This is a genomic window from Paenibacillus sp. S-38, assembly GCF_049942825.1.
Classification (GTDB): domain Bacteria; phylum Bacillota; class Bacilli; order Paenibacillales; family NBRC-103111; genus Paenibacillus_G.
Window position 1 is genome coordinate 7386212 of the sequence record NZ_CP187970.1, and the last position, 24343, is coordinate 7410554.

Below are 24343 nucleotides of genomic sequence, written 5' to 3' on the forward strand. Positions count from 1 at the left end.
GCAGCCCCTGCGCCCCCTACCGTCAGCAGGTCTTCATCGTTCCGGGCGTGGTTCCCCAATATCGACGGAATACCTTGGTGAAGTAGCTCACATCGCGGTATCCCGCCAGGAGCGCCGCATCATACACCTTCGCCCCGTCGGTGAGGGCCGCCTTGGCCCGCTCCATCTTCCGCTCCAGCACATAGGCCGAGAAGGGCTTGCCGATCTCCTGTTTGAAGAGGCGGCTAAGATAAGATGCATTCACATACAGGCGCTCGGCCAGGGCATGCAGCGTAAGATCCTGGTCCAGCTCCTTCTCCACCAGCTCCAGAATCGACTTGACCGTCCGGTGGTTCACCTGGCTTCCCTGCTCCTCGGCATAATCGAGAATCCGCTCTACGGTCCCGCTCAGCCAGGCCTGAATCTGCTGGGCGGTCGTGAGCAGGTGAATATTCTGAAAGTAAGGATAATAGCTGCCCGCCGCATCCTTCAGAAGCCAGCCCTGTCTGCGTACCGTGCGGACAAGCAGTGAGCTGAAGTACAGCACCTGCTCATGAACCTGCTCGGGGTCGGCTGTCCCCTGCCCCATCGCCGCCTCCCACAGTAACTCCAGCGCCTCCTTGGCCTTGGCCCGGTCTCCGGTCTGCAGCGCCACCTCAAGCGCCTTCTCGGAGGCCGGTTCGGGAACGGGCACAGTTGTCTGCGGCTGTACGGGTTCCCGGTACGGGATCGCCAGGCCTCCGCCGTAGACTTTGCGCCGAAGCAGCGCGCTGCAGGCCTGCTGGTACAGTTCATACACAGCACATGCACCGCCCGCCGATCCGCAGATGCCTGCGCTAGCCGTCACGGAGAGGATGCTCCCCAGCAGAGCCAGCATTTTCTCAGTGGCCGTATGAATCTGCAGCAGCCCCTCCTGTTCGCCGGCCCCCTCCGGGAGGGCGAACAAGAGGACTGCCGAGCCCGGCGTATCGGAGCAAATCCAATAGGTCCCCTCCTGCAGCTGCTCCTTGGCCATGCGGGCCAAGGTGTATTCGAGCACCGACGCATCACGTGCGGGAAGACCTTCCCCAGGAGAGGGCGGCTCATCCGGATCGATCACAGCCACGGCGAATCTTCCCTCGGGCGGCAGGTTCAGCTGCAGCTCGGAGGCCAGCCGGCCGATCTCTTCAGCACGGTACCGGCCCCTGAGCCAGTCCAGGAGGAACCGATTCTGGAGATAAGGCAGGTGCAGGTGCCACTTGTATTCCACCAGGGCCTGTTCGTGGCTCGCTTCCCTCTGCCGCCGGAGCTGCCCGGCCGCTTCCGTCACGGCCTCCAGTATCTCCGTATCCCCTGCCGGCTTCAGCAGATACTTGAATACGCCGAGCTCCAGCGCCTTCTGGGCGAATTGAAAATTGTCGTGTCCGCTCAGGATGACCATCGCCATACCGGGTTCCTTTTCCCTCACGAGCCGGGCTAAGGTCAGGCCGTCCATATCCGGCATTTGGATATCGAGCAGCATGAGGTCCGGCCGCCGTCTCCCGATCAACGAGAGCGCCTCCACGCCGCCGGAAGCGGAAGCGATCACCTCAATTCCCCGCTCTTCCCATGGAATGTGACAAGTCAGGCTCATCCGCAGGCGCGGTTCATCTTCAACAATCAACAGTTTCAAGTCCTTCTCCCCCTTGTCTCCTTACACTGCCGTACGTTCGGCAGCCTGCAGCCCCGACGCATCAATGCCGCACTTGTCCAGAGGCAGCAGGATCGTGACGCTTGTTCCCGTCCCCTCGGCACTGTCCACCCGCATCGAGGCCTCCGGTCCATAGAACATGCGGACCCGGGCGCAGACATTGCGGAGCCCGAAGAACTCCGGGTTGTCCCCTTCTCCGGAGGATGGCGGCCGTGACGGCTGATCCATGATCCGGCCGAGTTCTCCCCGGATCCGGTGAAGACGGTCCTCCGCGATACCGAGCCCATTGTCCGTAACCGAGAGAATCAAGCGTCCATCCTCCAGCGTGCTCCCCACGGTCAATTCGCCGCCCTGCTTCCTTCCTTTGAGCCCATGCTGAAGCGCATTCTCAACCAGCGGCTGCAGCAGCAGCTTGAGGACCGTCAGCCTCTCCGTACCCGGATCGATCCGGTACAGAACCGTGAAGCTGTTCAGATACCTGAGCTGCTGTACGCGGACATAGTAGTGCAGATGCTCGACCGTCTCTTCCAGGGAGAATGCATCCCTGCCCTTGTTCAGACTAAGCCGAAAAAAACGGGATAGATTCAGCACCATCTCGCTGATTTCCTCCGCATCGTAATTTTTGGCCGACCAATAGATGGAATCGAGCGTATTGTACAGAAAGTGCGGATTGATCTGCGACTGGAGGAACTTGAGCTCCGTATGGCTCAGCCTCAGCTGCTGCTCATAATAATCCTCGATGAGATGCTTCTGGTCACGGGCCATCCGGTTGTACAGATTCATGACGAATCCGAACTCGTCACTGCGGTTGTGATGCAGCTGCAGATCATAGTTCCCCCCGCTGAGCTCCCGCATTCCGTCCGAGAGCCTCTTCAGCGGCCAGGCAATCCGGCTGTAGATCCCCCAGGAGATCAGAACCGAGAGGAGGATACTGAGGGCAATAATCAGATTGGTGAAATGCCGGATCTGTCTTGTTTCCCCGTAGAGTTCCGCCTCCGGCTGCTGCATGAGAAGGGTCCATCCAAAATGAGGCGATACCGCCCTCGCCTCAATTCTCCCCGGAACGGCCGCCTCCGCCGCCTCCCGTTCCATCCCTGTACCCGCCACCAGTCCCCCATTCTTCGTATACAGGAAGATCCGGGAGTCACGGGACGGCAGAACGGACTCCATGATGGAATAGAGTCGGCTCCTGCTGAGCGTGACGATAAGCAGGTTCGGCGGACGGCGGCTGCTGTAGGAATCCATCACCCGTACCAGGGAGACGCTGTCCGTACCGGTCAGGTCGCCGAACGAACGCCCACCGTGGATACCGTCTTCCGGCAGCAGATATTTCGTCCCCGATCCGATGTCAGCCGCGAGCCTCTGGAGCCATGCGCGCTGCGATTCGTCCTCCACCTTCCTTGCGCCTGATTGCGTAGACACGATGGTCCCGGAATCTGCGTGATAAACCGAAATTTCCGATACCGTCCGGGTGATGGCCGTCACGCTCCACAGCTTGCCGATCAGCTCCGAGAATCGGTAGATCGCCTGCGGTGACAGTACCGTCCCCGCTTCATTCAGGATGGGAACCAGGTTCTTGTCCGTGGCCACGAGCCGTGACAGCTCCTCTACATTCTGCAGTACGGTATCGATGGAATTCGTTACGGCCCCCAGGCTGCTCTCGGTGCGGCGGATGCTCTGCTGAAGCACAATCTCCTCCGATCGGGCATTGGCATACAGGCTGACGAGCACGAGCGGGAGCAGCACCAGCAGAAAATAAATCGTAAGCCTAAGCTGCGTGCTTCCATGATAACGACTGTGAATCCAATGCCAAATCTTCATCGCTGTGCCTCGTACCGCCGGGACGCCTGCATCTGCCGGTTGACTTCCTCGGTGATGGCGTCTCCTCCACCCTGCTTCCACTCCTGTACATAGGCATCGAACGCCTCCGGCGGCGCCGTTCCCATGATGATCTGGAGAAAGACCTGCTGCATGGCCAGGAGGGACTCCGAATAAAGCTCCATGGATTCGGTAGGCGGACCAGTATAGGCGTCCCGTATGAGGTTCCGCTCGATCCGCTGCAGGTTATCGTACAGCCGGAACGTGACCCCGTAGGAGTCAAGACGCTTTCTGAGCAGTTCCGGGTCAGCCACCTCGGCAAGACCTCCATAAATCCCGCGGTATTGATGCTTGTCGTGCTCGGCGAAGTCGCTCACGATCCGCCCTTCCTTCATCACCCATACTTCATTCGGAAACCCGAGAGTCAAGGTCTCGTAGCCGGCCCCTCCGATAAAATTCAATAACCGGACGACCGCCCCCGCATCGGTGCTCTTCGCCGGGATAACCTGGTAGCTTTTGATCCACGGAGCCGCATACACTCCACGATCCCCCTTCGGTCCTGTCGGATACTCCAGCGGAATCCACTCGGCTTCGGGGCTGCGCACCTTGCTGCCGGCAATCATCCCCCGCGTATCATACCAGGCTGCCGAGAAGAGCCCGATGCGCCCCTGCTCGACTTTCTCCGCCAGATTCTTGTGGTTCATGAGCGGAAACTCCGGGTCGATCCCCCCCTCCCGGTAGAGCTTGGCCAGGAACAGGAGCGCCTCCTTCGTTTCCGGGAGAATATTCGAATACACCAATCGCCCGTTCCTATCGGTCCATTGGTTCAGCTGCACACCAAAAGCGCCGAAGAACGGCGCAGACCGAAATAAATGGTTGGTCAATGCCAGCCCGTAGGTATCATGCTTCCCATTGCCGTCCGGATCCTCCCGGGTGAACGCCCGGATTACTTCCTGGTACTCCTCCAGCGTCCGCGGAGCCTTCAGCCCGAGCCGGTCCAGCCAGTCCTTGCGGACATACATGAGCTCCACACCGGAGGTCGGGTTGATGCTGGGAATGCCGTAGAGCTTCCCCTGAAATCGCACCCGGTCCCAAGCCTCCTGCGGGATCCGCTGCAGCAGATCCCCTCCGTACTGCTGCAGCAGTTCATCCAGCGGCTGAAGTGCCCCGCGCTGCACCTGCCTCGCGACCCACACGTCAGAGGAAATACTGATCATATCGGGCACCTGCTCGCCGTTCAGCATGGCCTCCACCGTATGCTGATAGCCTTCCTGCGGAGGAAGGTTCACCTGCACGTCGAGCCCGGTATTCTCCTCGATATACTGCAGATAGGGGTTACGGTTCTCATCGAGGCCCTGCGGGAACTGAACCCCTTGACTGTTAATAACAATGGAAATCCGCTCGGGCACACCGGCCTGTCCGGAGACCATCCCCTCTTGCAGGGAGGCAGGCACCGAGCACGAAGTCAGCCCCGCTGCCGAGAGCAGTGAGACAATCCTGAGATGATCGTAGCGAGCTTTGATTTCACGAGCCCCCTTTTCCTATAATTTGATGCAAATTTTCCAAATATGGAATCCCTATTTCCCGATCATATCACAAATAAAGGAAATGTAAGCGGTAAATTTCTTTTCTGTAACTTTTCTGTAATGTCCTGATTGCTTGCTGGAATAGCTAGAAATTTGGAGAGTCCGGATAGCTTCGGAGCACATGATCGTATGCCGAAAGGGCCTGCAGTCATGGACTGCAGGCCTGCCTGAGGCGCAATTTCGCCATATGAAACTTTTAGCCTATCCACCCTTCACCCTCTTAACCTGCTTCCGGCCCTGCCTCCTCATCCTGCGCCCGGGCTTCGTACAGAGCGTGATACGCTCCCCGGCGATCCATGAGCTCTTCGTGGGAGCCCTGCTCGGCCACCCGGCCCCGCTCCATCACGACGATCCGATCGGCTCCGCGGATCGTGTTCAGCCGGTGGGCGATCACGAGATTCGTACGCCCCTGCATCAGCCGGGACAGCGCCTCCTGGATGCGCATCTCCGTTACCGTGTCGATGCTGCTCGTGGCCTCGTCCAGGATGAGTATCGCCGGGTCGGCCAGCATCGCTCTCGCGATCGCCAGCAGCTGCTTCTGCCCATGCGAGATGCCGCTGCCTCCCTGGTGCAGCACCGTGTCGTACCCCTGGGGCAGCTTGGAGATGAAGCCATGCGCGTTGGCCAGCTTTGCTGCCTGCTCAATCTCCCCGTCCGTGGCGTCCAGCCGGCCGTACCGGATGTTCTCCCGGATTGTCGTGTCGAAGAGCACGGAGTCCTGCAGGACGAAGCCCATGATGCGCCGCAGACTGCTCCGCTGCAGCGTTCGGATATCCTGCCCGTCGAGCAGGATCTGTCCGCCGTCGATCTCGTAGAAGCGGGTGAGGAGCTGGACCACCGTCGTTTTGCCGGCCCCTGTCGTCCCGACCAGCGCCGCCGTCTGCCCCGGCCTTACCCGGAAGCTGAGATCGGATAGGGTCGGCTCCCCTTCCCCATAGCCGAACGTCACGCCCCGGAATTCGATATCTCCCCGGACGTCCGTCAGGACGAGGGCTCCCGGCTCATCCCGCTCCTCTTCCTCATCCAGAATCTCGAAAGCCCGCTCCGCCCCGGCCACCGCCGCCAGCAGCGTATTGTACTGGGTCGCCAGGTCGTTCAGCGGCCGGACGAACTGCCTCGCGTACTCCGTGAACGTGATAATGACCCCGATGGTGACCAGCCCCTGGTAGGCCAGCACGCCGCCCGCCGCCGCAATGACCGCGAAGCTCATGTTATTGAGCATGATCATCAGCTTGGAGATGAAGCCGGAATACGTCTGCGCCCAATAGGCCGACGCCTGCAGACGCCGGTTCCGTTCCCCGAACGCCGCGGTCACCTGTTCCTCGCGCCCGAAGGTCTTCACGATCAGCTGTCCGGACAGCGTCTCCTCGATAAAGCCGTTGAACGTGCCCATATCCTTCTGCTGGGCACGGAACAGCCGGCCCGTGCGGCGGGTGATCCACTTCATCCCAAGGAACATGACAGGCACCACCGTCATTGTAATCAGGGTCAGCAGCGGGCTGAGCCACAGCATCACGGCCAGCATGCCGGTGAAGGTGATCACCGAAGAGCAGATCTGGATAAAAGAGGAGCTCAGCGTCTGGCTGACATTGTCGATGTCATTGGTGAACCGGCTCATGAGCTCCCCATGCTGCCGCTTCGCGAAGTAAGGGATCGGCAGCCGCTGCAGCTGCGCGAACACGTCGGCCCGCATGGCGGCGACAGCTTGCTGCGCGGTGCCGATCATCAGATAGTTCTGCAGGACGGTCGCAGCCGTCTGCACGAGATACACGGCTGCCAGCCCGCCGAGGAGAAGCAGCAGTCCGCTTCCGTCCCGCCGGACAAGGTAGGTATCGATGGCCATCCCTAGCCAGAGCGGACTGAGCAGGCTGAGCACCGAGCTGACGACGACCAGTACGCACACCAGTACCAGGATCAGCTTCGCGCCCGCCAGGTAGGACCAGATGCGCTGCAGGGTAGACTTTAGATTGCGGATTTTGGGTTTCGGCTTGCCTTGGCCTGCCGCCGGCCCGTCTTTTTCCTCCAGCAGCCCTTCAAGCGCCTCCGCGTATTTGGCCGGTATGCCGGGCAGCTTAAGCATGATTCACCCGCTCCTCTCTGGCTTGCGACTGTACGATGCTCCTATATAAGCCGGAGCTCTGCAGCAGCTCTTGGTGGCTGCCCTGGGCCAGCAGCTTCCCGTCCTCTAGCAGCAGGATCGTATCGGCCTGCTGTGCCGCCGTGATCTTCTGCGTAACGAGCAGGATCGTGCAGGACATCGACCGCAGCTCGCCGAGCAGCCGCGCCTCCGTTCTGGCATCCAGCGCGCTCGTGCAGTCGTCGAGCAGAAGCAGCTTCGGCCGGCGCAGCAGCGCACGGGCGATGGACAGCCGCTGCTTCTGGCCGCCCGACAGGGTCGAGCCCTTCTGCCCGATTACGGTGTCATACCCCTCCGGCATGTCATGAATCGTATCCTGGATTTGGGCACGGCGCGCCGCTTCCTCCAGCTCCTCCGGGGTGGCCTCCTCCCGCCCCCACCTCAGGTTCTCCTTCACGGAGCCGCCGAAGAGCAGCGCCTCCTGGGGAACATAGCCGATCGCCCGGCGCAGGCTCTCCGGCTCGTAACGGCGCAGATCCTCGCCGTCGATACGGATCCTGCCCCCCTCGGCCTCGTACAGCCGGGGAATCAGCTGCAGGAGGGAGGTTTTGCCTGAGCCTGTGGCGCCGAGGATTACCGCCAACTGCCCCGCCCCGACGCGAAACGACAGCGACTCCAGCACCGGCGACGCCGTATCCGGATAGCGGAACGTTACGCCGTCGAACTCGACGGTGCCGGCTGTCACCGTTTCAAGCCGGCCTTCCCGGTCCGCTCCGGTGTCTGCGGCGGCTTCCGTACCCTCTTCCGTCCGGAGCACCTCCTCCATTCGGGTGACGGCTGCACGGGCACGCGAGAGGCTCGTGATCATCATCGAGATGATGCCGAATGCCCCCGTAATGCGGGTGGCATAATTCACGACGGCCACGACCTCTCCGACGTTTACCGTGCCCCGGCCGATCTCTCCGCTGCCCAGCCACAGCAGCACCAGCACGCTGAGGTTCATGACGAGCAGCACGCAGGGGATCATCGTCTCCGACAGCCGCAGGGCTGCCGTCGTCTTGCCGGCCAGATCGCTGTTGGCTGCAGCGAACCGGCCCCTCTCATGCTCGCCCCGTACAAAGGCACGGATCAGGCGGATGCCCTTCAGGTTTTCGAGCAGTGTGCCGTTCATCCGGTCGAGCCGCTCCTGCACCGCCCGGAACAGGAGAAATCCGCGTTTCATCGCGAGCCCGAGCAGGAAAATGAGCAGCGGCGTCACCACCAGAAGCAGCAGAGCCAGCTTCGCATCCACCGACACGGCCAGCACCAGCGCCCCGATCATGACAAGCGGTGAGCGCAGGAAGACGCGCAGGCCGAGGAATACCGCAAGCTGCGTTTGGGTGACGTCGCTTGTGAGCCGCGTAATAAGCGTCGACGCAGGAAAACGGCCGAACGCCGCATACGAAACCGTCTGCAGGCGGCGGAACATCGCCTGACGGATATCATGGGCGAAGCCCTGGCTCGCGTCGGCCGCATAGAACGTATTGATCAGTCCGCTGATAAAGCCCAGCAGAGCGAGTCCGATCATCAAACCTCCCCACTTGAGCACCTGTCCGAAGTCATGGGGCACAATCCCCTCGTCGATCATCCGGGCGAGCAGCAGCGGATGCCACAGCTCCACGACGAGCTCGACCAGCATCAGAATACTGGCCGCCGCCATCGACAGGCGGTAAGGCTGAAGAAACCGAAATACCGTACGCACGCAAGTACCTCTCCCCTCATGCTGCCCAATCTGTTCTGTCCATTATAAAACAGATTAAAGATTTGAACTATCCCGTTGACCCATTTTATTTATAGGAATAGTAAGGTTAGGAGCGGTGGGTTCGGTGTTCGTTTGTGAGCGGTGGATTAATAGGGTGAAATAAAGTAGGCGCAGATCTGGGATAGGTATTCAAGCTTCACGCCATCGTTTGATTTGGTAGGTGCGGGTTCCTGCAAGGACCGACTCTGCGGGCGAGGGTTCCGTCGGATTCGACTCGGAGGCTGTAGTTTTCTGCAGCTGTTGAAATGATATCCTGCACATTCGGCGGACTGCTGACTTCATAAACGGCAGGTTCATAGAGGGTAGATTCGTTGGGCTTTTGATACGTTGCGGTATACTCTGCCGGCTTTTGGCATCTGTACTTTCGGGGCAGGAGATTTGAAGCTGCATCCCCGGCACCTGTTGAGCTGGTAGACTGCAGACTTGATGGGCTATCGAATTCGCGGGCAGTAGATTCGCAGACCGATTCGCAGACCGTTGAATCGACGACCTGATGAATCGCGGGGTTTATACTTCACGAGCTGAAGATTGGGTGAAGCCGGCAGCTTCGACCTGCCGGAGCCGGAGCTTCGACAGACTACAGACTCGACGGGCTGTTGTTCGGGTGATGGATTCGCTGGCGCTAGATTCGACGTCCTAATGGTTCGCGGGGCTGCACTTCGCAAGCTGAAGATCGGGTGAAGCCCGCAGCTTCGACCTGTTGGAGCTGATGCTTCCCCGGACTGCAGATTCATGAGATTTTGATTCGCGGGCGCCATGATCCGAAGATTCGGCAGCCATTGATTCGACGAATCGTCCTCGGTCCACTTCTCCTGCCTGCACCAAAAAAGCACTACACCCCGCAGTGCTTTCCGACTGAATCTCCCGATAACATCGGGAGGGATTCCGATGACAACAGCGCGATAAAGGAACTCAGATGCGCTATATCGTTCCTGCCGGGCCGATTTGTCGAAATAAAGGAACTGAGATTCGCTATTCCGCCCCATTCACCCGGCAGATGCCGACTCCAGCCTTAATAAGATACCTGAGTTCCGCTGATATGAACGTAACCGAGCAACTCCCAGCACGTATCCCTGTTTTTTTGTACTCCAAACTAAGCCTGTCAAGGTGTTCTTTTTGACAGGCGGCTTCATTCTGCCCATACTTGTATACGTGTCTGACTATCAAGTCAGACCCTGCCTTACGGCGAGTAACGGGGTGCAGGGGGCGGTGCTCCCTGCAATGTTTTTTCCTGAGAACAACGGGACATGTCTACATTCCTTGGCACGAGGGCAAAGTGGTTCTTTGCGCCGGCTGGCAACCTGATATTCGTGGGTTCTCACATGTGATTACATACGACCAGAGAGTTTCCTGCTAACTATCAACGCACATAAAGCTCCTGTTCCCTTGCTTTGTGCAGCGGAACTACGCGGATTTCTCTCTGCCTAGCTTTGTACTTTGCCCCCGAGCCAAAGAATGTAACGCATCTTCCTCAAATCCGTTCTCTTACCACCTCCTTCTTCGTATTTTCAAACTTCTATTACAAACACAAGCGATTATGCTGCCGCCCTTTGCTTCTGGACTTCCTTGGCTATAGCCCAGATAAATCCCAAGAGCTCCCTGGCCACGGCGGTAACGATGGTTCCTTTGTTCTTTCCCCTGAAGCTTAACCTATTAAATTTATGATGCAGTCTTTTATGCGCCTTCCAAGAGATCTCAATAATCTCCGAGCTTAGCTCCTTTTGCCTCTCCCGCAGGGCTCTTCTTACAGCAGGTTTGCTCCGATAGGTCCAGGCGGCTTCGACCAGTACCCGTCGGATATGCGCATTTCCGACTTTCGTGATTCGCCCTTGCCGGCGGCTGCCTCCGCTTGAACTTTCCGAAGGTACCAATCCGGAATAACTCATAAGCTGCGGCGCAAAAGCAAATCTTCCTGCGAGATCTCCGAGTTCGGCCGCAAGAGTAGTGGCCGTAACTAAAGCAATACCATGAAGTCCTTGCAGCGCCTGAATCATGGTAGCCTGGCACCCTGCCGAAGCCTGCCGTTCCATTTCCTTTTCGTATCGCCCAATCCGGTTTGCGGCCTCCCTGATGGTGTTGCGGTATTCTTGAAAGACGATATCCTCGCACGCATCCGTAAAGCGCAAGGTATCCAGCCAGTTCTCGTAGGCCGATGTCCATAACTTCGTGCCGCCCGGTGGATGAAGCTGGTGCCGAAGCAGGAACTTCGTTAGCCGCTGCTTGTGCCGATTCATATCCTGAACCGCATCCTCCCGGGCCCGAACCAAATCCCGCAGCGCTTCGTCCTCGGGTGTAGGTACGTAGATTTCGGTTAACTCTCTAGCCCTGTAGAGCTGCGCTAAACGTATGGCATCCCTTTTGTCGGTTTTAATGCGCTTGTTGCCATCCAATGCTTTGGGCGCAACGACGCTGCAATTGACAAAGAGTTCAAGGAACCAACGATACAGTTGAAACCCTGTAGGCCCGGCCTCATAGCAAACGTCGAGTTTGATCTCATCGTCCTTTGCAAGCTGCTTGACTAATTTTCGCACGGCCTCTTTGGTATGTGGAATCGTCCCCCAGAACGGTACAGGCTCATCTCGATTTTCCGTGGCGATAGCAACAGCAATTTTTTCCTTGGATACGTCTAACCCTACATACTTTGTGGACATACTCATTACTAACCGACTCCTTTTTGTTTGTAGCTCTGTTTTGGATTTGATTGGTGTATTCACTCCAAGTCATTTCCAACTTCAACCTACGTGATGCAAAGAGGTAGTCGGTTTCGTTCATTATAACTATCGCCATCAGGAGACCAACCACCGCCCAGCTCTCCCACCAGGCTGACCCGCGCTTCTCCCCCATACCCGCCGCAATACGGCTCCCGCCCGCCGGGCAACCGGCCGTGCGCCCTCCGTCCCCTGCGCCCCGGGCTTACAGCAGCGTATGGTACCCGTCGAGGAATACTTTGACCGCGAAGAACAGGAACAGGATCGCCGATACGATCGAGAATCCCCGGGTCAGCTTCTCGCCGAGCAGCTTGGCGCCCTGGGAGCTGACCACCGCCATGAATGCCGACCAGACAAGGCCGGCGACGAAGAAGCCGAGGAAGAACAGCATCAGCGCCTCGTAAGACGTGGAATCGGTTGTCGACGCGATGACACTGCCTCCGATCGAAGCAAAAAAGAGAATCGCCGTCGGCGAAGCAAGGGCCAGCGTTATGCCCATATATAGATCCTTGACCGACCCGCGGCGGCTGCCCTTGGCGGCTCCCCCGAGATCGATCTCCTTCACCCGGATCACCGACATGATCATCTGCCACGCGAGATAGAGCAGGATAAGCGTGCCCCCGATCCAGAGAATCCACCGGATATAAATATGCTCCAGAATCAGCGTAATCCCCACCATCGACAGCACCGCATAGATCAGGTCTCCGATCCCTGAACCGAAGCCCACCAGCACGGCGGGCACGAACCCCCGTTCCACCCCTGTTTTCATAATCGTGACATTGACCATTCCCAGATCCAGACATAAAGCCAGCGACAGCAGAAATCCCGACCAAAACAACTCCAAGACGCTCACCCCAACCTGTTCATTCGGTTCAATCCCATGGGCCAGGCGGGCCGCCGGCCCTCCCCCATCACGTGATCAGGAAGATTCGACGGCTGCCTGTATATGAAATGTTCAGCGGACACAAGCCGCGTCCTCTGCCAATGACTCCTTCCCGTTTCCAGCCCAAAAAGCCGGATGAGAGCCTCCATAGAGCCGCTCCCAGCAAAGCTTATCATATTCAGGAGGGCAGTTGAACCCTGACTTTTTCTACTTTCTGCCGTTCTCTCTACGACATGGGACTTTACGCCTCCCCGAGCATTAGCCCCTTGACATTGAAAAAAGCCCCTGTATAATACATAATCAAACCTCAAAAGCACGGCGATGACCAAAGACATGATCCCCCGAAACGGACTGCCAGAGAGAGAAGTGAGTGGTGCGAGCTTCTTCAGTTACGTCAGCGGATTACCCCTTTGCAGCCGCTCCGCTGAACCCCCAGGACCGCCTGCGGCAGTAAGCGGAGCCGCCTGATCCCCGATACCGGATCCCATGAGGACCTTGCGACGACTCCACTCCCGGGCGAACCCCCGGCAGATCCAGCGCGCAGGTCGAATTAGGGTGGAACCACGAGCTGAACGCACTCGTCCCTTACCGGACGAGATGCGTTTTTTTGCGTTCACAACACACTAATTCAGGAAATGGAGGAACAAGACATGAAGGAGATCAGCGTGGCACTGCAGGACGGAACGGTAAGGAGGTATGCTGCGGGCACCACGATCCGCGAGATCGCCGAGTCGATCAGCTCCGGCCTCAAGAAAAAGGCTGTCGCCGGACGGGTCAACGAAACACTGGTAGATCTGGACCGGCGGCTGGAGGTAGAAGGAGGGACGGCAGGCTTCACCGTAACCATCGTCACGCTGGACTCGCCGGACGGGCTGGAGATCAGCCGGCATACCACGGCGCATGTCATGGCGCAGGCGTGCCGGCGGCTCTATGGGCCGCAGTCTGTGAAGCTAGGGATCGGGCCGGTGATCCGGGACGGGTTCTACTACGACATCGACCTGGACCGCCCGCTCTCCCCCGCCGATCTTGCCGCTATCGAGCAGGAGATGGAGCGGATCATCCGGGAGAACCTCCCCATCGTCCGCCGGGAAGTGTCCAGGGAAGAAGCCCTGCATACCTTCTCGGAGCTCGGGGAGCCGCTGAAGCTGGAGCTTATCCGGGATCTGCCGGCGGAGGCGGTGATCTCCCTGTACAGCCAGGGCGAGTTCACGGATCTGTGCCGCGGGCCGCACCTGCCCTCCACAGGCTGGATCAAGGCATTCAAGCTGCTCAGCACAGCAGGCGCTTACTGGCGGGGGGACGCGGCGAATCCCATGCTGCAGCGGATCTACGGGACGGCCTTCGGTTCGAAAGCGGAGCTCGAAGCGCACCTCCGCTTCCTGGAGGAAGCGAAGAAGCGGGACCACCGGAAGCTCGGCCGTGAGCTCGGGCTGTTCATGTTCTCCGAGGAAGCGCCGGGCATGCCCTTCTACCTCCCCAAGGGAATGACGGTCCGTACGGAGCTCGAACAATTCGAGCGTACGCTCCTGCGGCAGCGCGCCTATGACGAGGTGCGCACCCCCCTCATGATGAACAACCGCATGTGGGAGCAGTCGGGCCACTGGGACCACTACCGGGAGAATATGTATTTCTCGGATGTCGACGATACGACATATGCGCTGAAGCCGATGAACTGCCCCGGCCATATGCTCATCTTCAAGAACCGGCTGCACTCCTACCGCGAGCTGCCCGTGCGGCTCGCCGAATTCGGGCAGGTGCACCGGCATGAGTTCTCCGGGGCGCTGAACGGTATGATGCGGGTGCGCACCTTCTGCCAGGACGACGCCCACCTCTTCGTCCGGCCGGATCAGATCGAGGGGGAGATCGGCGGCATCATCGAGCTCATCGACGAGATCTACAGCGTGTTCGGGTTCCAATACGAAATCGAGCTGTCCACAAGGCCGGAGGATTCCATGGGCTCGGAGGAGCTGTGGAACGAGGCGGAGCGTTCCCTGCAGAACGTGCTCGAAGCCCGCGGGATCACCTATCGCCTGAACCCGGGAGACGGTGCCTTCTATGGACCGAAGATCGACTTCCACATCCGCGACGCGCTGCAGCGGAGCTGGCAGTGCGGCACGATCCAGGTCGATTTCCAGATGCCCGAAAAGTTCGATCTGTCTTATATCGGCGATGACGGGCTCAAGCACCGGCCGGTGGTCATCCACCGCGCGGTGTATGGCTCCATCGACCGGTTCATCGGCATCCTGACGGAGCATTACGCGGGAGCTTTCCCGCTGTGGCTGGCTCCCGTCCAGGTGAAGCTGCTCCCGGTTTCGGACGCTTTTGCCGGCTATGCCCACAAGGTACAAGAAGCCCTGGCCGGAGCCGGCCTCCGTGCCGAAGTCGATGCCCGCAGCGAGAAGCTTGGCTACAAGATCCGCGAGGCACAGCTGGAGAAGGTGCCTTATATGTTCATTCTCGGCGAACAGGAGCAGTCGTCCGGCACGGTATCCGTCCGCAAGAGAGACGAGGGCGATCTCGGAGGCCGTACCATGGGGGACATCACCGAACACCTGCTGAAAGAAATCAGTCAGAAATCGGTCTGAGAACATAAGCAGCGGCAAAATGATTTGGGACGCCCATTATTCATATACTTAACTGCTCCCTAGTTGGGCCGGTCCACCGCATGACATAATGAGGCGGATGGAGAATGGATGTGCACATAACCGGGCTGCGGCCCGACGGGGGGTGGGTTGTCTTATGCATAAGATCGAAGAGGCGGCAATAACAGAGATGGGGCAAAGCATGAGTCGGGGAGACCTGTCTTCCCTGGATCTCGTTCAATTCTATATGGACCGCACAGCCCGTCTCGACCAAGACGGACCGAAGATCAATGCCATCCTGGAGTGGAACCCTCAGGCTTTGGAGCTGGCCGAGGCTGCGGATGCCGAGCGCCGCGCCGGCCGGGCCTGCGGACCGCTGCACGGCATCCCCGTGCTGCTCAAGGATAACATCGGGACAGCCGACGCCATGCATACCAGCGCCGGGTCGCTCGCGCTCGCCGATCATTACGCCCGGCAGGACGCGTTCCTTGTAACCCGCCTGCGGGAAGCCGGCGCCGTCATCATCGGGAAGTCCAACATGACCGAATGGGCCAATTTTATGACAAGCGGCATGCCGAGCGGGTACAGCTCCCGCGGCGGCCAGGTGCTGAATCCCTACGGCCGGGGCGTCTTCTGCGCGGGAGGGTCGAGCAGCGGCAGCGGCGCGGCGGTCTCCTGCAATCTGACGGCCGTCGCCGTCGGCACCGAGACATCCGGTTCGATCCTTGATCCCGCCGCACAGCATTCCATCGTCGGGATCAAGCCAACCGTGGGCCGCATCTCCCGCAGCGGGATCATCCCGCTGGCGCACAGCCAGGATACCGCGGGACCAATGGCCAGAACGGTAGCGGACGCGGCCGTGCTGCTCGGCATCCTGTGCGGGTGGGATCCTGCGGATCCGGTGACCGGCGCATCCGCAGGACAGGAGGTGCCCGACTTCACGGTCTTCCTGGACCGGGACGGGCTCCGCGGAGCACGCATCGGGATCCCCAGGCAGCTCTATCATGACTCGCTGACCGGGGAAGAGCTGGCACGGTTCGAGGAGCTTCTTGGGGACATCGCCCATGCCGGGGCTGATCTGGTCGACCCGGCGGATATCCCGTCTGCCCGGGAGCTGGCCTCGCACCGTTCCGAAGTACTGAGGTATGAGTTCAAAGCGGACCTGAACGCGTATCTCAGCCGGCTTCCCGAAGGGCTTCCCGTCCGCTCGCTGAAGGAGCTCATCGCCTTCAACGAAGCGCATGCCGAGAAGACCCTGCGATACGGGCAGGCCACCCTGCTGTGGGCGGAGGAGACCTCCGGCCGGCTGACCGAGCCCCGGTATCTGCTCGACCGGCTGACGGATCTCCGCCTGGCACGCACGGAGGGCATCGACCGGGTCATGAAGGAGCACCGGCTCGATGCCCTTCTCTTCCCGCAGACCGCCGGGGACGATCTAGGCGCCAAGGCCGGCTATCCTTCCATCTCGGTGCCGGGGGGCTACCTCCGGAATGGGAGCCCGTTCGGCGTAATGTTCACCGGTGCGGCTTATGCCGAGCCCCTGTTAATCCGACTGGCGTATGCGTTCGAACAGCTGCAGCCCCGCCGGATTCCGCCTCTACTCCATTAACAAGCAGCGCAACTTACACGTACAGCCTACCCGGTCTTCCGGGCAGGCTGTTTTTGTACCTTATAGAATCTCAGGGAGGGCCTCATAATTCCTTCTTGATATGGAAACCTTAGTTACGAACCATCCGCACCATAACACGATGGGAGCAGATCGAATGACGACAGACCAAACGTAACGGATAACAAAGCTTCATGAGCTCACCTCGGAGGCCACCTGGAATTACTGGTTCTCTTATTCGCACGCAGGCACCTGGCAGTTCTGGGTGGAGATCGCCCTGCTGGCCGTTCCGCTTCTTGCGCTCTTCCTCTATATCGACCGCGGCAAGGCGTTCCTGCTCGGGTTCTACGGCTTCTGCGTGCATATGCTGTTCACTTACATTGATGTCTATGGCATCATGCACGGATTGTGGATCTATCCGTACAAAGCGGTCCCTTTTCTCTCCGTCAATCTGCCGCTGGACACCTCGCTGATTCCGGTACTCTACTTGTTCATGTATCAATGGACAATCAACTTCGGCAAAAACTACTATATCTACGGTACGGCGCTTTGCCTCTTCCTTTCATTCCTGTTCAAACCGGCTATGGTCGCCTTCGACCTCTTCCGTTTCAATCATGGTACCGGCTGCCTTCATCTGTTCGCCGGCTACCTCACGATCCTCTGCCTGTCACGCTGGGTTACGAATCTGTTCCTGTACGCCGAACGGATCTCCAAGCAGGATCCTCCTGACGGCGGGCCGGTCAAGCCGCTTCCCCGGGCTCTCAAGCTGACGCGCCTGTTCCCCCGGCCCAAAGCCAGGTGAAGCGCTGTCCGGTGTTTCGAGACAACTCCCGGCGCGGCGGTGCTTGCCGGTCGCCTCGCAGCAAAGCCCATCCCGGTACGGGATGGGCTTTGCTTGTGGGTCGGCACGCGCCAGACGCTCGAGAGCTGCCGGCTTGCTGTGTGCACATAGACCGTCGCTGCCGACGGCGCTTCATGGGCTTGTCCTGCTCGACCCGCCCGTCTTACTGCGGGAAGTATGCCGCCTGGACACACACCGGTTTCGACACGGTAACGGCATGGCCGGAGAATTCCAGCCGCCCGCTCTCCCGGTCGACACGGAACAGCACCAGGTTGTTCTCCGAATCGCGGTTCGCGGCGAGCAGATAGCGTCCGCCCGGCAGCAGCGCGAAGTGACGCGGGTGCCCCCCTCTTGTCGCGACGTGTTCGACAAGCGTCAGCCGGCCGCTCTCCCGGTCGATCCGGAATACGACAATACTGTCGTGGCCCCGGTTCGAGCCGTAGAGAAACTGACCGTCCTCGGATACGGCAATCTCCGCGCACGTATTCTCTTCCGTAAAGCCCTCAGGCAGCGTCGGCACATGCTCGATCTCCTGCAGGGTTCCCGCTTCGCTGTCATACCGGAAGGAAGTAATCGTGGAATCCACCTCATTGATCGAGAAGGCGAGCTTCCCGTCCGGGTGGAACGCCATATGACGCGGCCCGGCCCCGGGGTGGGTCGGCGTTTCGCCATGGTAGATCAGCGCGTCCTTCTGCTCATCCAACGTATAGATCCGGATGCGGTCCATCCCGAGGTCCGGCACGAACAAGAACCGGCCGTCACGGCTGAGGTTGGCCGAATGCGGGTGCGGGCGGTCCTGCCGATCGGGGTGCGGTCCATGCCCTTCATACTGCTGGGTATCCAGCAGCCCGCCGATCCGGCCGTCCTCCCCAAGCGCCGAGAGCCCGATCCGGCCTCCATGATAGCTCGTCAGGACAAGGTACCGTCCCGAGCCGACACGCTGGATATGGCAGGCCGGCGCGTCCACGCCGATCCCGCGGCCGATCTCCGACAGGCGTCCGGCCTTCGTGTCGATGTCGAACGACACGGCTTCCCCTACCTTCGCACCGTCATCCGACACGCCCTCGGCGAGCGAATATAGCCGGCGCCCCTCCGCATCCAGATTCAAGAAGGTCGGATTCTTGAGGCCGGATACCGAATCGAGCAGCGCAAGCTCCTCTTTCTCCTCGTCGAACGCATAGACATATACCCCGCTGCCGGAGGCTTCCGCATAGGAACCGACGAACACAAGCATGTTTTGCTGTTCCACTGTCATCTCGCATTTCCCCTCTTTCCTTATATTCACTGGATATTCCTCACTGTATAGAGTACCACACCCTTCCCTCAAAACGATAATCCCCTGCATGAGGAGCCCATTATTTCCCGGAAAATATGACAGCGGCAAGCGTACCGTTTCGACCTGCCAGCAGCCTCTCTTCGCGCTCCACGCACCTGTTTTCGACCCGAACCGCAAGGAGAAGAACACCCGGCTTCTGTGCCGCTTCCAGCTCGAAAAGCCCGCCGATTGGACAAGGCAGGCCTCCGATAAGGTATACTAAGAGCGAGTGTACGACATTAATCCGCAGCCGAAGGAGCGTAACCCATGGAACATCAAGCAGAAGAAGCGGCCCGCTGGATGCTTGCCGAGCTGAAGGAAGCCGGCATCCTCTACCAGCAGGACGCGGTGAATCATATCCGGAGCCGGTTCGGCGAAAGCTTCATCTATGTAAATGAGAATGGCAACGAGTCGATCGACAAGGAAGTGAAGAAGATCTTCAAAAAGCTGCACGGCGGCAAGGCCGCATGGGACCGTGACGGCTTCTTCTGGGGCTGGACCTAGCCCTAGCTTGCCGTTTCCTCTCCTCTGCCAACCCTGCCGTTCGCCCTTCCTTATGATGCAGGCGGAGCAGCCGCCAGCTCCACAGATTGGGTGCTGTCCGGAATGCCTCCCTTAGGGAACAGCAGATCCTCATAATCCGACACGGCAATCGTCACGCCCCCCTGGTCTGCCGTCGTATCGTATGACTTGAACTTGTCGACGATGTCCGGCGAGCCCCACTTCAGCACCGGCACCGGAATACGGCCCGCATCCCCCGCCGCGGCCTGGAAGACGACATGCTCCGGCAACTCATCTTCCCCCGGTACGATCCGGTAGGTGCCGCTGACCTGTACAGGCTGAGGAGCCTGGAAGCGGATCTTGTAACCGAAGATCTCATCATTATCCGCCCAGTAATCGATCTCCGTCACGGTCATGCCTCCCACCTTATCGCCCACGCTGACTTGGCACCGGTCGTAAGGCTCGGCGGACAAAACTCGGCCGCAGCTTCGGCCGAGAAAATTCTCCTTGCGGGCATGGGCCGCATAGACGGAGGCCACGAGGTCGCTTCGCTTGGCAACCACCGTGTAATCGCCGGTCGTGCCGATCAGCCCCGCCGCATAGGCGGCATCCAGCTCCACCGCGGCCCAGCCCGATACCTTCGAATACTGGGCGATGGCATCCTCCCCGCCCGCCGGCTTCAGTCCGAAGGCGCGGGCGAAGACGGCCGCCAGCTGTTCCAGCGTTACCGGCGCGCCGGGGGCGAACCGGTCTGCAGCCGTGCCGCCCATAAGCCCCGCTTGTGCCGCGGCGCCGATATAGCCCCGGGCCCAAGCGTGGTCTTCCAGATCACCGAAGACCGACGCGGCTTGCGGGGCCTCCGGCAGCTCCAGCAGCTTCGCCAGCACCTTGGCGAGCTGGGCACGGTTCGTGGTTCCCTCAAGGTTCGACCCGCTCCCGTCCCCCTCCATCGTCCCCTGCTTTTTCAACTCCAGGAACCGTTCCTCCAGGGTAAGCCTTGATCCTTGAAGCACATGATATCTTGCGCCATCCGCACCCGCCTTCTGCTCCGCAGCCCGCAGCCCTCCGGCAGGCACCAAGAGCGCAAAGGTCAACACGGCCGCGGAGAACACCCCGCACATTTTCTTCCAGTTCATCCGGCAACTCCTCCCCTATCCAAACGCTGATTCGACAGCAAAAGTTGCACGTCCCTGCCTAGAGGACCGGATCAGGAACTGGCTAACAGCCCCCGGCGAACGGCCGCCGCGATGCTCAGCAGCAGGAGATGACCCGGATAGAACCCCCGCCACAGCCACGAGGGTGCGGATCTCTGTGCCAGCTCCGGACGTTGCTTCCAGGCATAGATGATGATCAGCGTGCCCGCAATGCTCAGCATCTGAAGCGGCATCAGGACGTAATACAGCATATTGAGCAGCAGGTGTCCGAGGAACATCCGTGAAGCCGATTCCGCGTACCGGTAGATCAGCACGAGCAGCAGACCGTAGCCCCCATACTCGAATGGAAGCACTGAGATGATCAGAAGCCCCGCCGCAATGATCAGCACCCGCTGGGCAGGCTCTTGCGTCCGGTCGAGCAGGTACAGCACTCCGATGCAGAAGAGAAACGAGCCCACCACGTTCACCTGCATGAAGCCGAAAGCATACAGGTAAGGCACCTGCGCCAGCGCGGCCGTCACCGCCAGCCGCTTCGCATACCTCGGCAGACTGCGGGTATGCCGGTAACCCGTCACAATGCCATAGGCATACAGCGGGAAGGCCAGCCGTCCGATCCAGCGCCACACCTGTTCCCCCTTAAAGAACACGATGCCGATATGATCGATGAGCATTGTCATCATCGCGATCCACTGCATGAACTCCCTCCTTGCCGGTCTGTTTCCCTTAGTATATTACACCCGCTTTCCTTTCTGCCAAAACACGAGGAATTTCAACAAAAAAACAGCCCCCGTCGCGGAGGCTGTCTTGGTTGGTTGTAAACGGTGGAGCTTAATGAGCGACTTGGTTGTACGTCATGATCCAGATCGAGCCTGCGACGATCGTCAGCAGGATGATCAGTCCGAGAATCAGCGCCATGATGTTCCACCGCGCGTTCTCGCCTTCCTTCAGGTGCATGAAGAAGACGAGCTGCACCACGAACTGGAGGATCGCCATCGCGAGGATGAGAACCAGCAGCGCCTTGCCTTCGAGCATATGGTTCATGACCGCGGCTACCGGGATGATCGTCAGCACGATCGAGAGCAGGAAGCCGATCACATACGACTTCAGGGAGCCGTGGGACGCATCGTGAGAGGCGGTATCGCTATGATGCTGCTGCGCCATTTTACATCACCCCCATAAGATAGACGACCGTAAGAACGAAGATCCAGACCACGTCAAGGAAGTGCCAGTACAAGGAGATGACTTCGACCTTGCGTTTGGTAACCGGCGTAATGCCTCTGCGGCTGAGCTGAATCATCAGGCCGATCATCCAGCAAAGACCCAGCGAAACGTGCAGACCGTGGGTGCCTACCAGCGCGAAGAAGCCGGAGAGGAACGCACTGGTGGAGATCGTCGCTCCCTCGTGCACCATGTGGATAAACTCGGTGACCTCAAGACCGACAAAGGACGCGCCGAGCAGTGCGGTAACGATCAGCCAGCCGATAAGCTGCTTCACTTTGCCCTGGTACATGGCCAGGACTGCGAGACCGCTCGTGAAGGAGCTCGTCAGGAGAATGAACGTTTCGGCAATGATCATCGGCATCTGGAACAGCTCTTCCGGGGTTGGTCCCCCGTTGGTATTGCCGTGAAGCACGATATACGTGGCGAACAAGGTGCCGAAGAGAATACAGTCGGTGATGAGGAACAGCCAGAAGCCGAACGTCTTCATCGATTCCAGGTCATGATGGCCGTGATCGTGATGGTCGTCGTGCCCGCCCTTGGCGGCAGCGTGTGCTTGTGCCATTATGCCTTTCCTCCTCTCAGCGCGGCCTCAGTCCGCTCGATTTCGTCTACTTGGATATAATAATCGTCATCATACGTGAACGAACGGGCCAGCATGCAGATCCCTACGCCGATCAGGGCCGGGATCGCCATCCACATCCAATCCCAGACGAAGCCGAAGCCGACGAAGAACCAGAGTGCGGACTTCACGAACGGAATCGCGGAATTTTCAGGCATGTGAATCGGTTGATAAACCGGACGAGGCTCCTTCGTTGTGCCTTTGGAGGCTGCCCGCTTCTGCTTCGTTTCCCACCAGTCGTCGACATGCTCGACGTGCGGCGTTACGGCGAAGTTGTATACCGGTGCCGGTGAAGGAATCGACCACTCGAGCGTACGGCCGTCCCACGGATCGCCGGTGACGTCTTTCTCGTGATACTTAATGCTGTAAGCAATCTGCCATACCTGGAAGATGAAGCCGATCCCCATCAGGAAGCCGCCCACGGTGGAGACCATGTTGAGCGGGCCCCAGCCCATGTCGAAGTCGTAGGTGCTGATCCGGCGGGTCATCCCGTCAAGACCCAGGAAGTACTGCGGCATGAAGCAGACGTAGAAGCCGATGTTCCACAGCCAGAAGGCCCATTTGCCGAGGTGCTCGTTGAGCTTGAAGCCGAACATCTTCGGCCACCAGTAGTACAGCCCGGCGAAGTAACCGAACGCCACGCCGCCGATCAGGACCTGGTGGAAGTGCGCGATCAGGAAGTAGCTGTTGTGGAACTGGAAGTCGGCAGGCGCTACGGAGAGCAGCACACCGGTCATCCCGCCTACCACGAAGCACGGAATGAAGGCAATCGTCCACATCATCGGAGTCGTGAACTTGATCCGCCCGCGGTACATCGTGAACAGCCAGTTGAAGACCTTGGCGCCGGTCGGGATGGCAATCGCCATCGTGGTGATCGCAAAGAATACATTGACGTCTGCGCCGGAGCCCATCGTGAAGAAGTGGTGAACCCAGGTGAAGAACGAAAGGACGCTAATAATTAACATGGCGAAGACCATGGACTTGTAGCCGAAGAGGGTCTTCTTGGAGAACGTCGCGACGATCTCGGAGAAAATCCCGAACGCCGGCAGAATGACGATGTATACTTCCGGGTGGCCCCACATCCAGATGAGGTTGATATACATCATCGGATTGCCCCCGCCGTCGAGCGTGAAGAAGTGCGCGCCGAGGAAGCGGTCCAGGAAGAGCAGCGCCAGCGTAACCGTCAGAATCGGGAACGCGAAGATAATAATGATACAGCTGGAGAAGACGGACCAGGTGAACATCGGCATCTTCATCAGCGTCATGCCCGGTGCGCGCATCTTCAGGATCGTGACGATAAAGTTAATGCCTGTCGCGAGGGAACCGATACCCGAGATCTGAATCCCCCAGATATAGAAGTTCTGGCCTACGCCCGGGCTGTGCTCGAGACCTGACAGCGGCGGGTAAGCGAGCCATCCGGCATCCGGCGAACCGCCGATGATGAACGAGACGTTGAACAGCATCGCACCGAAGAAGAACAGCCAGAAGCTCAGCGCGTTCAGGAACGGATAAGCTACGTCACGCGCGCCGATCTGCAGCGGCATGATGACGTTGAACAAGCCGAACATGAGCGGCATCGCCATGAAGAGAATCATAATGACGCCGTGCGTCGTGAAGATCTGGTTATAGTGCTCGGGATGCAGGAATTCCGCATTCGGCACGGCCAGCTGCAGACGCATCAGCAGGGCGTCGACCCCGCCGCGGAAGAGCATGAGAATGGAGCAAATGATATACATGATACCGATCCGCTTGTGGTCGACGGTCGTCAGCCATTCGCGCCAGAGCCAGACCCACTTGCGGAAGTAGGTCAGGACGAACACGATGGCCACCATCGCGATCGCGATGCTGACTTGCGCCCCCAGGATCAGCGGGTCCCCGGTAACGAAAAACTCGGATGCGAACTCTTGAATCTTATCGAGCATGGGAGGACTTCCTTTCGCTGGTTTTATCCTTGTAATTCACAGGCATTCCTGTGGTACGGGT

At 59.3% G+C, this 24343-nt stretch carries 17 protein-coding genes; 4 read left to right on the top strand and 13 right to left on the bottom strand.

Annotation, left to right across the window (positions count from 1 at the left end; all coding sequences use genetic code 11):
* Window positions 1-22: 22 nt before the first annotated feature.
* The 7 genes from ACP26L_RS32170 to ACP26L_RS32200 form a co-directional block, all read right to left on the bottom strand.
* The gene (locus ACP26L_RS32170) at window positions 23-1630 is read right to left on the bottom strand and encodes a response regulator transcription factor (protein ID WP_426449678.1); all 1608 of its coding nucleotides are present in this window, start codon (window positions 1628-1630) and stop codon (window positions 23-25) included.
* 21 nt (window positions 1631-1651) lie between these two features.
* Window positions 1652-3469: a cache domain-containing sensor histidine kinase gene (locus tag ACP26L_RS32175; protein WP_426449679.1), complete on the bottom strand. Its 1818-nt coding sequence runs from the start codon at window positions 3467-3469 to the stop codon at window positions 1652-1654.
* The gene (locus tag ACP26L_RS32180; RefSeq protein WP_426449680.1) at window positions 3466-4920 is read right to left on the bottom strand and encodes an extracellular solute-binding protein; all 1455 of its coding nucleotides are present in this window, start codon (window positions 4918-4920) and stop codon (window positions 3466-3468) included. The genes ACP26L_RS32175 and ACP26L_RS32180 overlap by 4 nt, the downstream gene beginning before the upstream one ends.
* Window positions 4921-5272: 352 nt before the next feature.
* Window positions 5273-7132: an ABC transporter ATP-binding protein gene (locus ACP26L_RS32185; protein WP_426449681.1), complete on the bottom strand. Its 1860-nt coding sequence runs from the start codon at window positions 7130-7132 to the stop codon at window positions 5273-5275.
* Complete coding sequence (locus tag ACP26L_RS32190) at window positions 7125-8828, bottom strand: ABC transporter ATP-binding protein (RefSeq protein ID WP_426455182.1); 1704 nt, start codon at window positions 8826-8828, stop codon at window positions 7125-7127. Before ACP26L_RS32190 ends, ACP26L_RS32185 begins: the two co-directional genes overlap by 8 nt.
* Window positions 8829-10465: 1637 nt before the next feature.
* Window positions 10466-11644, bottom strand: coding sequence for an IS110 family transposase (locus tag ACP26L_RS32195; protein ID WP_426449682.1), 1179 nt, complete (start codon window positions 11642-11644; stop codon window positions 10466-10468).
* Between the two features lie 199 nt (window positions 11645-11843).
* On the bottom strand, window positions 11844-12482 hold the full coding sequence (locus ACP26L_RS32200; RefSeq protein ID WP_426449683.1) for a LysE family translocator: 639 nt from the start codon (window positions 12480-12482) through the stop codon (window positions 11844-11846).
* Window positions 12483-13171: 689 nt separating this feature from the next.
* Between ACP26L_RS32200 and thrS the strand changes: the two genes are divergently transcribed.
* The 3 genes from thrS (at window position 13172) to ACP26L_RS32215 (ending at window position 17511) form a co-directional block, all read left to right on the top strand.
* Window positions 13172-15106, top strand: a complete 1935-nt coding sequence (gene thrS / locus ACP26L_RS32205; RefSeq protein WP_426449684.1) for a threonine--tRNA ligase — start codon at window positions 13172-13174, stop codon at window positions 15104-15106.
* A 154-nt stretch (window positions 15107-15260) separates the two neighbouring features.
* Window positions 15261-16712, top strand: a complete 1452-nt coding sequence (locus tag ACP26L_RS32210; RefSeq protein WP_426449685.1) for an amidase family protein — start codon at window positions 15261-15263, stop codon at window positions 16710-16712.
* A gap of 262 nt (window positions 16713-16974) precedes the next feature.
* Complete coding sequence (locus ACP26L_RS32215) at window positions 16975-17511, top strand: CBO0543 family protein (protein WP_426449686.1); 537 nt, start codon at window positions 16975-16977, stop codon at window positions 17509-17511.
* A gap of 202 nt (window positions 17512-17713) precedes the next feature.
* Here ACP26L_RS32215 and ACP26L_RS32220 read toward each other — a convergent pair whose 3' ends face one another.
* Window positions 17714-18805, bottom strand: coding sequence for a lactonase family protein (locus tag ACP26L_RS32220; RefSeq protein ID WP_426449687.1), 1092 nt, complete (start codon window positions 18803-18805; stop codon window positions 17714-17716).
* A gap of 327 nt (window positions 18806-19132) precedes the next feature.
* On the opposite strand from ACP26L_RS32220, the gene ACP26L_RS32225 reads away from it, so the two are divergent.
* On the top strand, window positions 19133-19369 hold the full coding sequence (locus ACP26L_RS32225) for a DUF6953 family protein (RefSeq protein WP_426449688.1): 237 nt from the start codon (window positions 19133-19135) through the stop codon (window positions 19367-19369).
* A 50-nt stretch (window positions 19370-19419) separates the two neighbouring features.
* On the opposite strand, the gene ACP26L_RS32230 is transcribed toward ACP26L_RS32225, so the two are convergent.
* From ACP26L_RS32230 to ACP26L_RS32250, 5 genes are all read right to left on the bottom strand, one after another.
* Entirely contained in the window at window positions 19420-20502 is a 1083-nt protein-coding gene (locus ACP26L_RS32230) for an S-layer homology domain-containing protein (protein ID WP_426449689.1), read from the bottom strand.
* 71 nt (window positions 20503-20573) lie between these two features.
* The gene (locus ACP26L_RS32235; RefSeq protein WP_426449690.1) at window positions 20574-21215 is read right to left on the bottom strand and encodes a TraX family protein; all 642 of its coding nucleotides are present in this window, start codon (window positions 21213-21215) and stop codon (window positions 20574-20576) included.
* Between the two features lie 133 nt (window positions 21216-21348).
* Window positions 21349-21681: a cytochrome o ubiquinol oxidase subunit IV gene (gene cyoD, locus ACP26L_RS32240; RefSeq protein WP_426449691.1), complete on the bottom strand. Its 333-nt coding sequence runs from the start codon at window positions 21679-21681 to the stop codon at window positions 21349-21351.
* Between the two features lies 1 nt (window position 21682).
* Complete coding sequence (gene cyoC / locus ACP26L_RS32245) at window positions 21683-22303, bottom strand: cytochrome o ubiquinol oxidase subunit III (protein ID WP_426449692.1); 621 nt, start codon at window positions 22301-22303, stop codon at window positions 21683-21685.
* A complete protein-coding gene (locus ACP26L_RS32250; RefSeq protein ID WP_426449693.1) occupies window positions 22303-24282 on the bottom strand; it encodes a cbb3-type cytochrome c oxidase subunit I in 1980 nt (659 codons plus the stop codon). Before ACP26L_RS32250 ends, cyoC begins: the two co-directional genes overlap by 1 nt.
* Window positions 24283-24343 lie beyond the last annotated feature (61 nt).